General features: G+C 43.2%; 15 protein-coding genes and 1 pseudogene. 7 read left to right on the top strand and 9 right to left on the bottom strand.

Annotated features, from left to right (window positions below; all coding sequences use genetic code 11):
* The first annotated feature begins 597 nt into the window (after nt 1–597).
* Nucleotides 598–882: an Npun_R1517 family heterocyst differentiation transcriptional regulator gene (locus tag V7K31_RS26070; RefSeq protein ID WP_069070488.1), complete on the top strand. Its 285-nt coding sequence runs from the start codon at nt 598–600 to the stop codon at nt 880–882.
* 493 nt (nt 883–1375) lie between these two features.
* Here the strand turns inward: V7K31_RS26070 and V7K31_RS26075 are convergent, their stop codons facing one another.
* Nucleotides 1376–2071, bottom strand: a complete 696-nt coding sequence (locus V7K31_RS26075; RefSeq protein WP_335098138.1) for a response regulator transcription factor — start codon at nt 2069–2071, stop codon at nt 1376–1378.
* Between the two features lie 291 nt (nt 2072–2362).
* On the opposite strand from V7K31_RS26075, the gene V7K31_RS26080 reads away from it, so the two are divergent.
* A complete protein-coding gene (locus V7K31_RS26080) occupies nt 2363–2551 on the top strand; it encodes a hypothetical protein (protein WP_442941382.1) in 189 nt (62 codons plus the stop codon).
* A gap of 213 nt (nt 2552–2764) precedes the next feature.
* Here V7K31_RS26080 and V7K31_RS26085 read toward each other — a convergent pair whose 3' ends face one another.
* From V7K31_RS26085 to ctpB, 3 genes are all read right to left on the bottom strand, one after another.
* Complete coding sequence (locus V7K31_RS26085; RefSeq protein ID WP_335098141.1) at nt 2765–4729, bottom strand: putative bifunctional diguanylate cyclase/phosphodiesterase; 1965 nt, start codon at nt 4727–4729, stop codon at nt 2765–2767.
* Nucleotides 4730–4834: 105 nt separating this feature from the next.
* Nucleotides 4835–5827, bottom strand: a complete 993-nt coding sequence (locus V7K31_RS26090) for a glycosyltransferase (protein ID WP_335098143.1) — start codon at nt 5825–5827, stop codon at nt 4835–4837.
* Nucleotides 5828–6135: 308 nt separating this feature from the next.
* Nucleotides 6136–7476, bottom strand: coding sequence for a carboxyl-terminal processing protease CtpB (gene ctpB, locus V7K31_RS26095; RefSeq protein ID WP_334942270.1), 1341 nt, complete (start codon nt 7474–7476; stop codon nt 6136–6138).
* Nucleotides 7477–7785: 309 nt separating this feature from the next.
* Between ctpB and V7K31_RS26100 the strand changes: the two genes are divergently transcribed.
* On the top strand, nt 7786–8502 hold the full coding sequence (locus tag V7K31_RS26100) for a YdcF family protein (RefSeq protein ID WP_335098145.1): 717 nt from the start codon (nt 7786–7788) through the stop codon (nt 8500–8502).
* Nucleotides 8503–8710: 208 nt separating this feature from the next.
* Here V7K31_RS26100 and V7K31_RS26105 read toward each other — a convergent pair whose 3' ends face one another.
* On the bottom strand, nt 8711–8839 hold the full coding sequence (locus V7K31_RS26105) for a type II toxin-antitoxin system Phd/YefM family antitoxin (RefSeq protein ID WP_335098310.1): 129 nt from the start codon (nt 8837–8839) through the stop codon (nt 8711–8713).
* A gap of 971 nt (nt 8840–9810) precedes the next feature.
* Between V7K31_RS26105 and V7K31_RS26110 the strand changes: the two genes are divergently transcribed.
* The 4 genes and pseudogenes from V7K31_RS26110 to V7K31_RS31980 all read left to right on the top strand — a co-directional run.
* Nucleotides 9811–11304 (top strand): catalase, encoded by a 1494-nt coding sequence (locus V7K31_RS26110; protein ID WP_335098147.1) that lies wholly within the window; start codon nt 9811–9813, stop codon nt 11302–11304.
* An 88-nt stretch (nt 11305–11392) separates the two neighbouring features.
* Complete coding sequence (locus V7K31_RS26115) at nt 11393–11602, top strand: hypothetical protein (protein WP_335098150.1); 210 nt, start codon at nt 11393–11395, stop codon at nt 11600–11602.
* A gap of 5 nt (nt 11603–11607) precedes the next feature.
* Nucleotides 11608–12012 carry a type II toxin-antitoxin system VapC family toxin gene (locus V7K31_RS26120; RefSeq protein ID WP_335098312.1) on the top strand — a complete coding sequence of 135 codons (405 nt, stop codon included), beginning with the start codon at nt 11608–11610 and terminating at the stop codon, nt 12010–12012.
* Nucleotides 12013–12082: 70 nt separating this feature from the next.
* A pseudogene (locus V7K31_RS31980) lies at nt 12083–12226 on the top strand (hypothetical protein); the annotation flags it as partial.
* A 239-nt stretch (nt 12227–12465) separates the two neighbouring features.
* Here the strand turns inward: V7K31_RS31980 and V7K31_RS26125 are convergent.
* The 4 genes from V7K31_RS26125 to V7K31_RS26140 form a co-directional block, all read right to left on the bottom strand.
* Nucleotides 12466–14010: a tetratricopeptide repeat protein gene (locus tag V7K31_RS26125; RefSeq protein WP_335098152.1), complete on the bottom strand. Its 1545-nt coding sequence runs from the start codon at nt 14008–14010 to the stop codon at nt 12466–12468.
* A complete protein-coding gene (locus V7K31_RS26130; protein ID WP_335098154.1) occupies nt 14004–15452 on the bottom strand; it encodes an ATP-binding protein in 1449 nt (482 codons plus the stop codon). The genes V7K31_RS26125 and V7K31_RS26130 overlap by 7 nt, the downstream gene beginning before the upstream one ends.
* A 167-nt stretch (nt 15453–15619) precedes the next feature.
* Nucleotides 15620–16795, bottom strand: coding sequence for a hypothetical protein (locus V7K31_RS26135; RefSeq protein WP_335098156.1), 1176 nt, complete (start codon nt 16793–16795; stop codon nt 15620–15622).
* Between the two features lie 77 nt (nt 16796–16872).
* A complete protein-coding gene (locus tag V7K31_RS26140; protein ID WP_335098158.1) occupies nt 16873–17301 on the bottom strand; it encodes a hypothetical protein in 429 nt (142 codons plus the stop codon).
* Nucleotides 17302–17442 lie beyond the last annotated feature (141 nt).

Raw genomic sequence — 17442 nt, forward strand, 5'->3', positions numbered from 1 at the left:
TGCTAATCTTACGTACTGCTAATATTTTTTTACTCATCAAGCCCAAAACACAGTAGGCTCAGGCGTTTGGCAGGAATAATTTGATCTGTGTACATTTTTTGATGGAGAACAAAAATTTTTAGCTTAATAATTATGCTCAGAAATTTCTTCTGAATTTACTGCTGAAAAAAACGCACATCTAGTAATTTTACGGAATCGGGCTACATCGACCTCTGGCTTTAATAAATTTAAAAAACTTAAGCGGTTTTACTTACGTATAAACACCAAAATTGAAGTAACAAGTAAACTCGCTATTGACGTTAACATAAAGTTGATGTAAAAACCTTTAAAAAGGTCGAACAACTTCTTACAGAAACTTTATTGTGTAGAATCTTAAAAACTGAATAATGGTTATGGTTTACCATAAGCTATATCTGGCACAGGAACATCAAAATCTAGATTGAAAATAAAGCACAGGAGAGTGAAATAGAATACAAAGGTGATTGATGAAGAAAAATTCTTAATTCAAGCACTTTGGATTCAAAAAAGATATAAAGAATTTTGCTGGACATCTACCTCCTTACCCTCATACCACCAAGTAAAGGAATCTCAATAGCTATGAACTCCAAAGCATTACCACGCCAAATAAATAATCTCGAAGTAGGTGTTTATGAGTGCGAAATACATCTCAAATTCCGGTTAATTGAGGAAAAGAGTCTATTGAGCGATCGCGAACAATTGTTACAGGTGCTACTTGATGCTTTGACCGAAGGTTCTGACGACTTTCTAGAGACGCTGCAAGCGTCCGTTAAAGCCCAGGAAGTGTCTGAGTTTAAAGCCTCACCTCAAATGCGACGCCAGCTAATGCGCTTGCGTAATGCTGCTGAGAATCCCCAAACTTAAAGGTGTAATTTGAATATTGAAAAAACGTGAATTGGGCATCAAATCAAGTCTTGATCTTATACACCCGTTGCAATAGAAACTAAGCACTAAGTAGAATTCATCAAATAATGTGATTTCTACTTTGTAAAAGTCTTATTTAGCAACACAAAATCCCAAGAACAGTTTCCTCCATTAAAAACTTTGTAGCAAAGGTTACTGGTAGAATCTCAGAGCAAATTCAGCCGGGTGCATTTTACCGAGTTTTTATCAAAACATTGTAGGAATAACAAAACCCTGTGTCTTTACAGATGGGGAATTTGGACAACAGCGCAAATCAAATGAAAACCTAAAAAACCAAAGTAAAAATAAAGAAGAGGAGTAAAGGGCAAACGTTATCTAGAACCCTTGTAAAAACCTAGCAGTGCTACGTCTCTAACCCCATGCCCCATGCCCCATGCCCAATGCCCCATGCCCAATGCCCCATGCCCAATGCCCCATGCCCAATACCCCATGCCTATTTAGCAAGTCCGTGTTCTAGAGCAAAACGAACCAACTCAGTACGGCTACTAGTGCCAGTTTTACTAAATAAACGGCTGACGTACTTTTCTACATTGCGGACGCTGGTTTCCAAGCGACGGGCGATTTCTTTGTTCATCAACCCTTCAGCAACCAAATTTAGAACACTTTGTTCTCTGGGAGTCAAATCAATTTTGAAAGGGGCTGGCGATTGGGAAATGGCATTTCTTTGAGTTAACAATGCCTTAATTTGGGCAATCTGATTAGCTAGTTCAGCAATATCAGGGGTTTCAGCGTCATCTCCGGTACTTGCAGACCTAGCGGCGCGGCGGGCTAGCAAATTTTCGACTATAGCCACCAGTTCATCGGGATCAAAGGGTTTGGGTAGATAGGCATCAACACCAGCATGATAGCCTTGGATGCGATCGCCTGTCATACCTTTAGCAGTTAAAAATACTACCGGGAGTGCTTGGAAGCGGGGGTCTTCCCGCAGTTGCTTCAGGAACTGATAGCCGTCCACCTGGGGCATCATCACATCGGAAATCACTAAGTCAGGTGTATTCATCTGCATCCATTCCCAACCTTCAAGGGCGTTACTGGCGACTTGAACGCTGAAACCGCTCTCTTGCAAATAGTCTTTCACGGCTTCCCGTATACCTGGTTCATCATCCACCAGTAACAATTGTGCTGACATTTAAAATTTCCTTGAGTTTTGCTCTTTCCAATTTAGCGAAAGTTGACAGTCATTGAACAAAAGGTATTGGGGAATATAGGACTTATATTTAATTTTTGAAATACACGTAGGGTGCGTTAGCCTTTGGCTAACGCACCACTTCAGATTTTAGCTGCCGTACTCTCGGCGTATAGTTTTGAAAGTGAAACCCATGCTCATAGATACTTTACAGCCGCAGTTAAGGAAGGTTGGACTCCAATCTGGTAGCAGGTTAACCATAATAGTGATAATCAAGACAGGAGAAGCTGCAAGATGACTGCTATTACCCTGAACTTAGAACCATTAATCAATCTCACTTTTGAGCAGTTTTATCAGCTATGTCAAGTCAACCTTGATGCTAAACTAGAGCGCACCGCATTAGGAGAATTAGTAGTTAGGGCACCGACTGGTGGAGAAACTGGTAGCCGAAACCGCAGACTAATATCATGTCCCGGTAATTAGTTATGATTCCCACAGTCATTGCACCCCTCTCCTTAATCCCCGCTCTTCGAGAGGGGAGGGGAGACAAAGCGTAGCTTTGGCGGGGTGGGGTTCTTGAAGTTTAATTAAGTAATCAAGCGGACATGATAGAACTCAACGCTTGGGAACTTGGACAGGTTTTGTCTTGGATTTACAGGGGATTCTCTGATAAATTTCAATTTTTTGAAATAATCCTTACCAGTGAGGATTTTGTATAATTAATGCCTCTGCTGCCGAGCTATTTAATGGAAGTGAGAAAAAATATCCCTGGCCATATTCACAGCTCAACTTTCTTAGAAGTGCTAGTTGCTCTTTTGTCTCTACTCCTTCAGCAAGCACATTCACACCGAGCTTGTGTGCCAATGTGAGAATTATCTCAATAATTTCTAAATTCATACTACTAGCGCCGATTGAGCTGATGAAAGAATGGTCAATCTTCAACACACTAATCGGAAAGTTATAAAGACGACCTAATGAGGAGTAACCTGTACCAAAGTCATCAATTGATAACTCAATGCCCATCTCTCGAAGTTGTAAGAGTGTGGCAGTTGCCTTATCGCCATTTTCTACAATTGCGTTTTCAGTAATTTCTAGCACTAGAGTGCCAGCATCAAGACCAGTTGAGTGCAAAATTTTTTCAATCTGCTCAATCAAATCCGGTTGGGAAAATTGCTTGAGAGAGAGATTGACACTGATTTTCTCTAGTAAGTTAAAATGATGGCACACCCGCCAAGCTTGCATCTGGCGACAGGCTTCATGCAACATCCAGTTGCCAATGGAGAAAATTAGTCCAGTTTCTTCTGCTAGAGGAATAAAATCTGCTGGATTAAGTAGACCATGTTCTGGATGCTGCCAACGCAACAAAGCTTCAAAACCTAAAATAGAGCCATTTGTGAGTGAAACAATCGGTTGGTAATAAACTCGAAACTCAACGCGTTCAATTGCTCGGCGCAAATCGGACTCTAACTGCAATCTCGCCAGAACATTAGCATACATATCTGAGTTAAATAGCTCATAACGCGCTCTGCCTAGCAGCTTCGCTCGGTACATTGCTGTATCAGCATCCCTCAAAAGGTCTTCTGGGTTTTCATAGCCTACTGTCGAACTCAAGGCGATACCAATACTTGCCGTTATGAACACTTCTTGTTCGCCAAGCTCAAAGGGTAACCCTAGTTCCTTTTGAATCCGTTCAGCGACTATGATGACGTCTGATACATCTTGGATTCCCTCAAGCAGGATTGTAAATTCGTCTCCCCCAAGGCGTGCGGCTGTATCTATGGAGCGTACACATAGTTCTAACCTCCTTGCAGTCATAACCAGTAATTGGTCGCCATTTAAGTGTCCAAGACTGTCATTGATCAGTTTAAATCGATCAAGGTCGATAAACATTACAGCAAATAGATAATCTGAATGCCGTTTTGAATAATTGAGCGCATGTATTAGGCGGTTGATAAATGCAGCGCGGTTTGAAAGACCCGTCAGTGCATCATGAAAGGCAAGGTGCAGCAGTTGTGATTCGGCTCGTTTACGCTCTGTAATTTCAGTCAGCAATTCCTCTGTCCGTTCCGCCACCCGTATTTCTAATTCATTGTAAGCTCGGTGCAACATTTCTTCAGCTTGTTTGCGTTCACTAATGTTGCACAGCAGCCAACGCCAGCCAAGCTGCTTCCCTTCAAGGTCGTATACCGCAGACGCTTTCACACTAGCAGGGAAAGGCGTTCCTCTCCGTGGTTGTAGGTTAATTTCCCAGTTCAGTAGCGGCTGCAAATTGTTCATCTGAGAGCTAAAGGACTGGTGGTCTTGTTGAGCAATAAAGAGAATTAATGGTTTACCTACTAGATACTTTTGCTGGACACTGAGCAAGGTTGCTGCTGCATGGTTAGCCTCTTGGATTGTCCCGGCGGTATCAGTTACTAAGTAACCATCTGGAGCGAACTCAAACAAATCTTGGTAACGTTGCCGCTCTTTCTCTACTGCCGCTCGTGTTACCTCTAACTCCTCGGAGGCTGTCAATAGTTCTTCCATTGCAATGTTGAGTTGCTCGAAAGCCTCTGTTATGATCTCCTGTTCTGAGTTTGGCTTAGTTCCATTGGATTGCAATAATCCCTGTACCTGTGACCGCAATTTCTCTACCTGTTGGCTAAATCCATCGACGTTCATGTTGCTTAACTTACAGAACTATCGAGCGTAATTGTAAATGAAAAGGGCAATGCAAGCAAAAATAAATGCCGAAGTATTCTAGTGCTTACTACATACTCTTCATTACTAGCGTAAATGATCAATTATCTTAGCATTCTCTGGCAGCTTGGTGTCTCGTTGCCCAGCAGCACGCGCTCTAGCAGTCAACAAACCAATGGGAGTATTTAATAAATCTACAAGGGTAGCTTTACCCGCGATGCCTGGGTCGGGCTGCGCCAAGGCATTTTTAATATCCCTTGGTACTTCCTTCAATAACCAACGTACCAAACGATAGCCGTATTCTTTGGGTGTCATCTCTGGCATCAAATCGACACCGTGCAGTTCGTGGAGATAGCGATTTGAGCGCCCATAGCGCCGCCATTGACTTTGCAGTTCTTGAAGTGTAGCACGGTGGCGGTGCCCAACGATCGCATTCGGGGCAAATTCCAAACGCCCGATGTTTTCCCCCAAAATCCGCCAGCAAATGTCGGCATCGCCACCAGTGGTAAGATAGGGACGAAATAAACCCGCTTTTTCTAAGGCGGAGCGGCGAATCGCCAAATTAGCCGTTTGACCATAGGGACGAAAGGAATGTCCAAGGCTATGCTTTGGCGACAAAGTTTCTTGACGCTCTGCGTGTTGTTCTAGCAGAGTTGTGCCTGGTAGTGCCAAAATTTCACCAGCGACAATTACCACTTCTTTGTTGACAAAAGGCTCAATTAATGCTTCTAACCATTGTGGTTGTGGGCGACAATCAGCATCGGTAAAAACTATAATTTCACCCTTAGCGGCGCGAATCCCAGTATTCCGAGCAGCATAGGAGCTTTGAATTTGGTTTTCGCTCAAAGGGTGAATTGTATCTGGGCAATTTTCGGCAGATGTTTTGATAATGGTGAGAGTGCGATCGCTACTATTATTGTCCACTAACAAGTATTCTGCCTGGTCTTTTGGGTAGGTTTGAGACAACAGACAATTGAGCAAATCTGGTAAATCCGCCTCACCGTTATAAATAGGAACAACCACCGACACCATTGGTAATAAGCTGGTGGCGGTGGTTGCATCAACTGGCTGATGATTCATAAATCTGAGATTTTGGAGATGGGATTACTAGCTAGTATTCCCAAATCAAAATCCTCGAACGATGAGAAGGAGTCATAAATCAGAATTCAGGAGTCAGAATTGATTAGTGAGGGATTGGGACTCACCACTTTTTTATCGACCAGTAAATCTGAAATTTAGCTGTGTGGTTAAACGCATTTATTCACCTGCTGGTCTGACTCAAATTCATTCTGAATTCTGACGCCTCGGCGGAGCGTCTTTGGCTTTGCTCCTGATTCCTGAATTCTGTTCTTATAACTCCAAAAATCTGGATTTGGGAATATTAGTATCTAAAATTTCAGGTTATCGGCGCGGCTCATGGGTCGAGTGGGCTGATTTGCTGGCGGCTGGGCAAAGTTGTTATTGGATAAAATTGCGATCGCCCGGGCATATTGTGGATCACTCTTAGTTCCGATTAAATCTGGATTAGAAGCCAACTGACGCTCTTGTGCCTCTGTCAAGTCTAGCTTGATATCTGGCGTAATCCCTTTGTGGTTAATATCCGTTCCCGCAGGGGTGTAGTAATGGGCAATGGTGACAGCCAAGCCGGAACCATCTGCGAGTTCATGAACTGACTGTACTAATGCCTTACCAAAGGTTTGACCACCTACGACTACCGCCCGCTTATTATCCTTAAGTGCCCCTGTGAGGATTTCGCTAGCACTAGCGGAATTACCATCCACTAAGACCGCCAAAGGACGATTTGTGAGAGCAGTACGATTGGCTTTACTTTCCTCACTGCTGCCCACACGGTCTATTGTCTTGACAATGCCGCCGTTATCATACCACATCCGGGCAATTTCAATGCTCGCCTGCAATAATCCGCCAGGATTTCCCCGCAAATCCAAGACATAAGAATCAACTTTTTTGCTGTTCAAATCACGGATGGCTCGTTGCATTTGGTCTGCGGCGTGGGCGCTAAATTCGCGTAAACGGATATAGCCAACGCGGCGATTCCCTTCTTGTCTGAGGGTATAACGGACTGTAGGTACTTCAATACTTGCTCTGGTCAGCTTGACATCAAAAGCATTTTGCCCTTTCCGTGCCAGCCGTAGCTTGATGGGAGTACCCGCTTTGCCGCGAATTAGCTTAGATGCATCATCCACTTTCATCTTGAGAGTGGGTTTGCCGTCAATTGCTAAAATTTCATCGCCTGCTTTGAGTCCCGCTTTCAGTGCTGGAGAATTTTCTATGGCTTCGACAACAGTGAGGCGCTGAGTTTTTTGGTTGACTTCCATCCGAATGCCAATGCCAGAGACTTCCCCAGATGTTTGGCTAGTCAGGGCTTCAAACTGTTTGGGGTCCATGAACCGCGTGTAAGGATCTCCCAACTTTTGTAAAGCTTCGCGGATGGCAGTATAAGCTTCTTCACGAGAAGAATAGTCTCTGTTTAACAGGCTTTGTCTGGTTGCTTGCCAATCTTGTTGATTAAATTTAGCATCAACATATTCATGATTCACCACTTGCCACACTTGGTCAACTATCTGTTTTGGGCTGTCTTGTAGGGCTAGAGCGGCACGGACACCACGAGTCCAAGCGGGACCGAACACAGAGATAGCAGCAGTAGTGGCGATCGCTCCACCAATCAAGGCTACTTGGAGCGGAGAGTAACTTTTCGCAGATTGGTTCATGTATATCAGTTGGAATAATTGTGTTGTTGACAGTTTAACAATCAGGCTTTCCAGAAAATTTTAAGTTTTTATACCCCAAACTAAGCTATGCTCCCTTCATCATTTTTATCGTTGAATGATGCCGAAAATACTGCATTATTAACAACCATTTCTCAGTTTGTTAGACTTCTTCCAAAGGCTATACTGAATATGTGACACTTTGATCAGCGTCATGTTTGCACTTCTTGATTACTTTTATAAGATAGCACTTTGATCACTCAATTGCAGCACCGTTAGACAGCCATTAAATCATGTTTTCTTACCTAAGTCATGAAACGTAAACTTACCATCAAATCATTAATTTCTATTAAAAAAAAATTTAATAATCTGTGGCAGTTGTTACAAAAACTAACTGGTGGATTCTACCTTGTCCTGGGTGTTTGGCTGATTTTCACTACTATAACCTTAGTTTTTGCTTATTTGCAGCCAGTAGATGCCTTCTTTGTACTCGGTGGCAGTATTCGTCGAGAAATTTATGTTGCCCAACAAGCAAAACAATACCCGCAAACCCCAATTTTAATTTCTCATGGTTCCCCAGACCCCTGTATACGGTTAATTTTTCAGCCGCAATTAGTAGGGTTAGAAAACGTTTGGTTAGAAAAGTGTGCGAATTCTACCTTTGAAAATTTCTATTATGGTATCCCGATTCTGCGGCGTTGGGGAGTGCATAAAGTCATGTTGATTACCTCGCCAAGTCACTTACCCAGAGCCAAATGGATGGCACAAATTCTTTTAGGCGCTCATGGTATTTGGGTAGAGACAGAGATTGTTCAGGAGTTGGGTGTTCCTGGTAATCGTGAATCTTGGGCTAAAACTGGATTAGATTTAACACGCAGCCTATTTTGGGCGATTTTAAGTCAAATTATTCAACCGCAATGCTCAAATGTGACAAGACTTACTGAAGTAGATATGCAAGCTTGGCAGCATCAAGGTTTTCATTGTGAACACCAAGGGGAGCCACTGCGGTCTTGGGGTCTCCCCAAGTAGAGCAAGTGGCGTGGGTTGGCCTTTTCCTTTAAGTTACTAGAAGTTAATTTCTTCGCATCTTTTTGCGCCTGTTTTGTGTAAATCAACCTCCAACTCGCTGCTTCGGGGTTTGGAACTGCTTCCCCAGACGCTCGCGGACTCACCAATCCAACTTCCCATCACATTCTTGGATCGAGGTTGCTAGTCCTTCTTTTATAGATTCTCGCATTCAAGGGACAGATAATAAGTAAAGAGTCTCCTGAATTGCAGACCAATCTTTTTCTGCAAGCAGAATCGCATTACCGCGATCGCCTGGAATGATCACAGGTTTACCCTCCTCTGCAACTTGGTCGATGATCTCTTACAAATTATTTTGAGCGTCGTTGACGGGAAGCGAAGACATCATACTTTTTTGGCTCAGGATAACTTTAATTTAAAGTACTCGCATAGCATTTGGATTAATGACCAATATCGAATTTGCTTTCTATGGACAGTCCAAAACGAAGTAGCGATCGCCTGGAAAATTAAGCGATATATTTGCATAGAATAATCGTAATTAGGTGTAAGTTAAGAAAATTTCACTGTCATATTTACTTTATAAAAAGCAAAGTTCCCAAGCTTGCAGCATCAAAATAGCATCTCTATACAAAGACAAATCCACCTGATGAACTTCATCATCAAGGCTAGTGAGAAAATCAAAGTCATTCAAGACAGTATGCGTATATTGCGAAAGTGCGATCGCTTTTAGAAGCGACTGAAGGCGTAGCGCAGGTATTGGATGACGAAGGTAAGCAAATGAGAGGGAAAAGGAATTTTTACCTCGTTCCCAGTCTGAGACTGGGAATGCCCCTCATTGAGGCTCCGTCTCTCTGACTCGCGGTAGAGCCATAATTGAAGTGCATTTCCAGGCAGTGGCTGGAAACGAGGTTTTAAAAGGGTTTTGGCTTAAATTGAAAAAGAGGCAAGGGAGCAGAGGGGATAGAAAAGAATGGGGATTCGACCCCACAGCCACAAGAACCACTTATAAGAAGTGGGGAACTCAAACCCATGTTCCGATGCAGCTTTACAGCAGGAGTCACGGGTCATTTCCCCACGCTCCCTGCCCTCATCCAAGAGCCTCTTCGTTGACACCACTGCACAGATGTGCGCCCCTACATATCTCAAAAATACAAAACAAATTTGTTGTAATTCATAGTCATATTGAGTATGCTTTATATATAAACTCATTATGACTATGAATTATCTGGTCTATCAGTCGCCATCCGTCTATCTACTGAGTAAAATATACTGTGGGCAATCTGAGTAACTTAATGGAGAGCTTCTTTACCAATGACTGAACACCAAAACTTGACAACTGCTGACGGTATTCCTGTTGCCGATAACCAGAATTCACTCACAGTTGGATCGCGTGGTCCTGTATTAATACAGGATTTCCACCTCTTAGAAAAGCTGGCTCATTTCAACAGAGAACGTATTCCTGAAAGAGTTGTCCATGCTAAAGGTGCGGCTGCTTTCGGTACTTTTACTGTTACCAATGACATCAGCCGCTACAGTAAAGCTAAACTTTTTTCGGAGATTGGCAAGAAAACGGAATTCCTACTGCGCTGTTCGACAGTCGGGGGAGAAAAGGGTTCGGCAGATGCCGAGCGTGACCCTAGAGGTTTTTCACTGAAGTTTTATACTGAGGAGGGGAACTGGGATCTTGTAGGTAATAATACCCCTGTTTTCTTCATCCGTGACCCGCTTAAGTTTCCTGATTTTATCCATACCCAAAAGCGCAATCCCCAAACCAATCGCAAAGACCATAATGCAAGGTGGGATTTTTGGTCACTCAGTCCAGAATCGCTCCACCAGGTGACGATTCTGTTTTCAGATCGGGGAATTCCCAAAACCTATCGACACATGGATGGCTTTGGTAGCCACACCTTCAGTTTGATTAATGCTCAGGGCGATCGCTTCTGGTGCAAATTTCACTTTAAGACTCTGCAAGGGCATCAAACCTTGACGGAGGAAGAATCGGCGAAGATAAAAGGAGAAGATCCCGATCATGCGACTCATGATCTGTTTGAAGCGATCGCTCAAAAAGACTATCCCAAGTGGCGGATGTGTATTCAGGTGATGACAGACGAGCAAGCGTCAAAACATCGAGATAATCCCTTTGACTTGACGAAAGTTTGGAAGCAAGGAGAATATCCCCTAATCGAAGTTGGAATATTAGAGCTAAATCGGAACCCTGAGAATTATTTCGCGGAAGTTGAGCAAGCTGCTTTTAGTCCTAGTGCGGTGGTTCCTGGGGTTAGTTTTTCTCCAGACAAGGTTCTGCAAGCTCGCCTGTTTTCTTACCCAGATGCTCAACGGTATCGCTTGGGTGGAAACTATCAGCAACTACCTGTCAACCAGCCTAAATGTCCAGTGATGCATAATCAGCGAGATGGCTTCATGGCGTTGGGGAACAACGGCGGTAGCGCTCCTAACTATGAACCCAATAGTGCTGAGGGTACGCCCAAAGAAAATCCAGCCTATGCAGAGCCACCTATCCATTTGGGTGATGTTGCCGTTGATCGTTACAATCATCGTGAAGGAAACGATGATTACACCCAAGCAGGTGATCTGTATCGGTTACAGACTCCTGAACAGCAGGAGCGTCTGGCAAAAAATATTGTCGGTAGTCTCTCTCAAGCAAGGCAAGACATCCAAATGCGCCAACTTTGCCACTTTTTTCGGGCAGATGTTTCCTATGGTGGTCGTGTAGCTAAGGGCTTAGGCATTTCAATTGATCCCTCAATGTTTTCTCCTACTGCTCAACTTGTAGGTAACTGGTAGTCTTATCCAATTTTGTGGGGTGGGCATCTTGCCCGCCTTAAAGCAAATTCATTTGATTAACTTACAAAAACAATCGAGGTAATTAAACATGAAATTAACAGCAACCGAAAAAGGCTTATTAATCCCTAAAGAACTATTAGGAGAAAACCAAGAATTTGAGATTATTCAAGAAAATGAAAAAATTATTATTACTACCATCAAACAAACATCTTCTATTTGGGATTTAGGTTCAAATCCTGTGGAATGTGATGTAAAAGATGGTGCAATTAACCACGATCGCTATCTCTATAACCCATAAGAAGTATCTACTTTTTAGATACCAGCTATATTTTAGCTCTGGAAATTAAAAATGAAGATGCTCATCAAAAAGTATTACAAAATTGGGCTATTTTAATAAAGTCTAAACCTGTTTTAATGACAACAACATACATTTTTGATGAAGTTGTTACTTTTTTTAATAGTCGAAACCTTCATTATAAAGCAGTTGAAGTTGGTAATCGGTTATTGGAAAGTCCTGATATAGAATTAATCGAAATCGATCGAACTCTATTTAATCAGGGATGGGAATATTTTCAAAAGCATAAAGATAAATCGTATTCTCTCACTGATTGTTTATCATTCATCGTTATGCAACAACGAGAGATTGTTACAGCTTTAACCTTAGATAATCATTTTTATCAAGCTGGATTTCAAATTTTACCATCATAAATGAGTTCAGAGGCTCGTTAACGGAGATAAAAGCCTCGTTGACGGAGCTAAAAGACTCGTTGACGGAGCTAAAAGGCTCGTTGACGGAGATAAAAGCCTCGTTAACGGAGATAAAAGACTCGTTGACGGAGATAAAAGACTCGTTGACGGAGATAAAAGACTCGTTGACGGAGATAAAAGACTCGTTAACGGAGTTCAGAGGCTCATTGAGTAGATAAACAAAAATATTTACAGTCATTGCGATCGCAACATTCACAGAGCATATCCTAGAGAAGTACTTCTAGGCATTGCGATCGCATTATTTTGCTTCACTGCATTTGCGATCGCATTGTGTAATTAATTATCTTGCCTACTTATTAGACTGGGATTTGAATCCCAGGCGGGTAATGCAGCCGATGTAGATTACCTAAATTACTGAAACCAACGGGAGACAAAAGCAACCATTCTCCTGAATCAAGACTGATGATTCCGCCGCAAGTCTTCCAGATTTTCACGAATGGTTATTGTATTGGGATGATTTGCCCCCAACCGTTTTTCAGCGATCGCCAAAGCTTGGATGTACAAAGGTTCGGCTTCGCTGTACCTTCCCTGTGATTTATAGAGGAATGCCAAATTGTTCAAGCTTTGTGCCACATCGGGGTGTTCATCCCCCAGCAGGCGTTTTCTCATGGACAAAGCTTCAATTAACAAAGGTTCGGCTTCGCTGTACCTTCCCTGTGATTTGTAGAGTGCTGCCAAATTGTTCAGGCTAGTTGCCACCCAAGGGTGTTCATCCCCCAGCAGGCGTTTTCTCATGGACAAAGCTTGGATTAACAAAGGTTCGGCATCGCTGTACCTTCCCTGTGAATTGTAGAGGAATGCCAAATTGTTCAAGCTAGTTGCCACCCAAGGGTGTTCATCCCCCAGCAGGCGTTTATACATCGCCAAAGCTTGGATGTACAAAGGTTCGGCATCGCTGTACCTTCCCTGTGAATAGTAGAGGAGTGCCAAATTGTTCAGGCTACTTGCCACATCGGGGTGTTCATCCCCCAGCAGGCGTTTTCTCATGGACAAAGCTTGGATGTACAAAGGTTCGGCATCGCTGTACCTTCCCTGTGAATAGTAGAGGAATGCCAAATTGTTCAGGCTAGCTGCCACAGAGGGGTTTTTATCCCCCAGCAGGCGTTTATACATCGCCAAAGCTTGGATGTACAATGGTTCGGCATCGCTGTACCTTCCCTGTGAATAGTAGAGGAGTGCCAAATTGTTCAGGCTACTTGCCACATCGGGGTGTTCATCCCCCAGCAGGCGTTTTCTCATGGACAAAGCTTGGATGTACAAAGGTTCGGCATCGCTGTACCTTCCCTGTGAATAGTAGAGGAATGCCAAATTGTTCAGGCTAGCTGCCACAAAGGGGTGTTCATCCCCAAAACGTTTTCTAGCACCTGATAAACTTTGTTCATTCCACGGTAAGGCTTGCTCGTAGGCTCCTTGTCCTTCGTAGAATCTACTTAAGCCCACAAAAGGCCAGATGAAATTATCATCGCTTAACCAAGCTTGGTAAACTGTGGCAGCTTCTGCAAGGTGTGGGATAGTCAGGGTTGCTTGAGCAATTTCTATCAGAGTGGGTGTTTTAGGAATATCTTTTGCTACGGCTACCATCGCTTGACAATAGCCGCGCTTGAGTTCGTCAGCTTCCGCTAACTCTTCTAACTTCTGCCATAATAATTCCCGAATGCGATCGTGAACTTGGTACGTGTCATCTGCCAATTCTTGCAGTAGATAACGCTCAACTAAAACAGCGCAGTTAGCTTTAAAGTCAAATTCCAAATCGCTATAACTTGCTGCTGATTCTACCAAAGACCAAGGAATAGGAGCCAAAGCAAACAAACTCAGCAAACAAGCTAATTCTTGTGCTTCTGGTTCTAAGCACTCCCAATTCAACTCAAAAGCTGCTGCTACACCAGACTCGCCTACTGATGCTTGCTTTTGTAGCTGTGCGAGGATGTCTGCTAGCATGATTCGCTCCCTGGCTCTTGCCGCAGTCCTGCTATTAGGTAAAGTCCAACAGGTACATAATTCACAAATTGGCAAAGTCCCTTAGCAAATTCTAATTCCTTCTCAACCCTATCTTTTCCCAGTAGGGTTGTTAATAATTCTAAGGCTGCATCTGCTGACAATTTACCTAGCGGCAGTGATGGATATGTTAACCCTGTGTTTTGACGAGTGGTAATTAACACCTTAAACCGAGAACCTTTGAGTGGTAGGTAGGGTTGAATTTGCTTCCAGTCTTTGACATCATCAAATACCAATAAAACCTTGCCAGCTTGCCAATTCCGCCAGCAATAAGCAACTTGACCTGCTAGGCTTAATCCCTCCGGTCGATTAAAGTTAGGTAAATTCACAATTCCAAACTCTACTAACTGGGTTCCCAAATCAATACCTTGGGGATTTAACCAACAACACCCGCCAGAATAATCTTCCAAATATTGCCATGAGTATTGAATAACTAACTCTGTTTTACCCACTCCACCTTGCCCAGTCACATCGGTAATAGCCACAACATCATTTGCTTGCAATAGCTGACGCAATTGTTCTATTTGCTTATCCCTCCCGACAAATTTACGAGCTTCACTCTGTCGGATATTATGCGGGATATCAAAGGGGTTGAAATGAGATTTTTCGATATCTCCATCCCAACTACGGGAATAAAAATAAGTTGGCAGTTGTTTTTTATCTAAACTGGTAAATCCCTGCTTAACTGCCTCAGTAACTTCCCTCATATCCGGCGGAAAAGTCCCATTAGCTGCTCCTAAAGCCTCTCTCACCGCTTGAGAAAAGTATCCTGTTCTATTTTCAGAATTTACCTTAGCTGTCTCTCCTTCCCGCGTAGCCAGTAACACAAATTGTTGACTATCTTTCCTTGGCAGTCCACTCAAAAAAGCTTTCCCACCTAAGTTAGTTGGTCTTTCCTTCGACTCTAAAACATAATTGGCACAGGCATCAATAATACAAATATGATTACGAATCTGAAATTTATCGGAACCCAACAAAACTAATAAAGAATTCAAATCTAAATTTTGCCAATTCTGTTTATTTGCATCAGCACAAATCAACCGACGCTCTCGTTCTGAGGTAATCAAACCATGTCCCGCCCAAAAAATGTAGAGTAAATCCCCCGACTTGTGAGATAAAAAGTTAGTCACAATGTCGGAGATATTTTGCTCTGTTGCGAACTCTACAGTTAACCCACATTCCCCAATTAACTGATGATTTTCTTCCAGTGCTGATAAACATAACCGGATATTCTCCTTCGGTACACCGCGCCTATGCAGCCAATGAGCGAATTTCAGCGCGTCATCGGCTGGCCCCCCACCCGTCACATTCCAAGCAGATTCGTGGTACTTTTCAATACCCACAATTAACCCAAATGTCCGCTCAGGTTTAGCCGTCAACTGCATAATGACCTAGCCTCTGACGTTATGGGGAAAATGACCTAACCCCCCAGCCCCCTTCCCTACAAGGGAATGGGGAGCCAAACTCCCCTCTCCGCTTCGGAGAGGGGTTGGGGGAGAGGTTCTTCTACGATTACTGAATTGGTTTTCTAGATACCGTAAAAAGTAAACCATTATGGCAACTTCGGAATAATCGCCTCCCAGGTTTTAGCATTTGTCCAATAAGCACCGTGGGAACGGGGAAATGGTTGTCTGCTATCCACTCGCACATCCTGCACTCGCTCAGGGAAAATATTCTTACCAACGTAACTGAGAAAATCCCGTAAATCGTAGATATTTAACCATTCCGGGAAATGCTCTGGCAATAACTGCCCATATTCTAAGCTGTAGAGGGCGTTAATCTCATATAAAAATGGTGCTTGAGAACCAACTGTTACCAATAATTCCACCTGAGACAACTGCTGCTGCACTAGCAAATCTACACAAGCGATACCTCCCAAGCTATGGGCGAGTAAAACCACTGGCGGTTCTGCTTGGGCAATTTGTTGCTGGATAAACGCCCTGATTTTTTCACCCCGCGTCTGATACAACAAAATATCACCAGGCATAGGCGAAATTTTATCAGTTAGTTCAAGGCGGTTTCCTCTGACATAATTCGTTCCCATTGGTAACGCTAACTCAAGAAGTGGCTTTAATAACCAGCCACCCAATCCTAACTCCGCCTCTGTCAAAGCCAGAGTCAGCAATTCCACAACATTATCCCGCAATTGGGCATCGGTGAGTATGGGAGGAAATTTTTCTTGCTGTTCGCTAAGAAACATTGCTTGAGCCGCGATCGCTCTAGCTATTGGTGCATAATATTCACTCAAATCAGATTCGGAAACTCTGAGCAATGCCTGATCGTACGGTTCACTGCGAATCACAGCCTCTCGTGCTTGCTCAAATATCTCTGCAATTCCCGCCTCTTGCAACTTAGCTTGCAGTTGAGATGCTGGAGTGAAACTCGCCACACGAGATTGTAAAATATCCCCTGATTCTTCCCCAAAAGGATTTCCTGACTCAATAGGTTTCAAAGACAACAGCCGCAATTCATACAAAGGGTCGCGGTATAATTGCTGCCACAACAAAATATCTGGGTCTTCTTCTGACTCAGATAAAGCCAGTGTCGCATCTTCCAAGGGTACTGATGCCCGATTATCATTGAATTTTGCACCTAATGCACCCCAAAGGCAGCGAGCAACTTTGATATCAGGACGTTGGGCGTGAATCTTTTGCTCAATTATCTCAAAGGTTTCGTTGTATTCTCGTTCTCTAATGCCAGTGCCATGTACAAATATTACAGTAGTCATTGTGATAAGGCAGGTTATGCCTACGCAAAGCTTTTCTCTGTATTATTCCTCACTACTTTCTCTGACACAAGTTGATTTCATTGACTTTGTTTATTAAAAACTTCTAAAATCTGTCGGCAAATCTGTTTGAGCTTCTCCCCAATTTCGCCAGAAGGCGAAGATGCGCCGACAATACTCCAGCTTTCTACCGTAGAAAGTCGCCAAGCTTCGCCGCGATGATCAAATCCAGCTACCTCTACACCGATCGCACGGCGGGAATTATTGATGGGATCTTGATAAAATCGGATTTGAATTAAAATACTACGACTTCGCCAAGATTTGCTAATACCAGGAAAGTGAAAGCCAATATCTATAGAATCTGGATCGACTAACTCTCTAGTTTCTGGGTCATTCTTCCAGGGTTTGAGATCAGATTTGGCATCAGGAAACTCGAATTTGAACAAATTAACCACCGTAGCAATGTTGCTGGCGAGTTCAAGGTTCGTTGCCTGTTCAGCTGCGTTCACTAAAAAACACTCCTATATTGCGTCGGCATCTTCGGGGATGTGAAGACAGAAAAACCGCCATAAGGCTTATATTATGGTGTTTCAGCTTATCAAGACCTTTGAGATTTAGCAATTTTAAATCATACTTCCCTAACAATCCTG

Source organism: Nostoc sp., assembly GCF_036917675.1.
Classification (GTDB): Bacteria; Cyanobacteriota; Cyanobacteriia; order Cyanobacteriales; family Nostocaceae; genus Nostoc.

What these genes read in the sequence shown, in the direction of transcription:
- V7K31_RS26115 (WP_335098150.1), top strand. Translation starts at nt 11,393, where the DNA reads ATGAAATTAACAGCAACCGAAAAAGGCTTATTAATCCCTAAAGAACTA.
- V7K31_RS26085 (WP_335098141.1), bottom strand. Translation starts at nt 4,729, where the DNA reads ATGAACGTCGATGGATTTAGCCAACAGGTAGAGAAATTGCGGTCACAG.
- V7K31_RS26100 (WP_335098145.1), top strand. Translation starts at nt 7,786, where the DNA reads ATGAAACGTAAACTTACCATCAAATCATTAATTTCTATTAAAAAAAAA.
- V7K31_RS26075 (WP_335098138.1), bottom strand. Translation starts at nt 2,071, where the DNA reads ATGTCAGCACAATTGTTACTGGTGGATGATGAACCAGGTATACGGGAA.
- V7K31_RS26080 (WP_442941382.1), top strand. Translation starts at nt 2,363, where the DNA reads ATGACTGCTATTACCCTGAACTTAGAACCATTAATCAATCTCACTTTT.
- ctpB (WP_334942270.1), bottom strand. Translation starts at nt 7,476, where the DNA reads ATGAACCAATCTGCGAAAAGTTACTCTCCGCTCCAAGTAGCCTTGATT.
- V7K31_RS26125 (WP_335098152.1), bottom strand. Translation starts at nt 14,010, where the DNA reads ATGCTAGCAGACATCCTCGCACAGCTACAAAAGCAAGCATCAGTAGGC.
- V7K31_RS26110 (WP_335098147.1), top strand. Translation starts at nt 9,811, where the DNA reads ATGACTGAACACCAAAACTTGACAACTGCTGACGGTATTCCTGTTGCC.
- V7K31_RS26090 (WP_335098143.1), bottom strand. Translation starts at nt 5,827, where the DNA reads ATGAATCATCAGCCAGTTGATGCAACCACCGCCACCAGCTTATTACCA.
- V7K31_RS26070 (WP_069070488.1), top strand. Translation starts at nt 598, where the DNA reads ATGAACTCCAAAGCATTACCACGCCAAATAAATAATCTCGAAGTAGGT.
- V7K31_RS26135 (WP_335098156.1), bottom strand. Translation starts at nt 16,795, where the DNA reads ATGACTACTGTAATATTTGTACATGGCACTGGCATTAGAGAACGAGAA.
- V7K31_RS26130 (WP_335098154.1), bottom strand. Translation starts at nt 15,452, where the DNA reads ATGCAGTTGACGGCTAAACCTGAGCGGACATTTGGGTTAATTGTGGGT.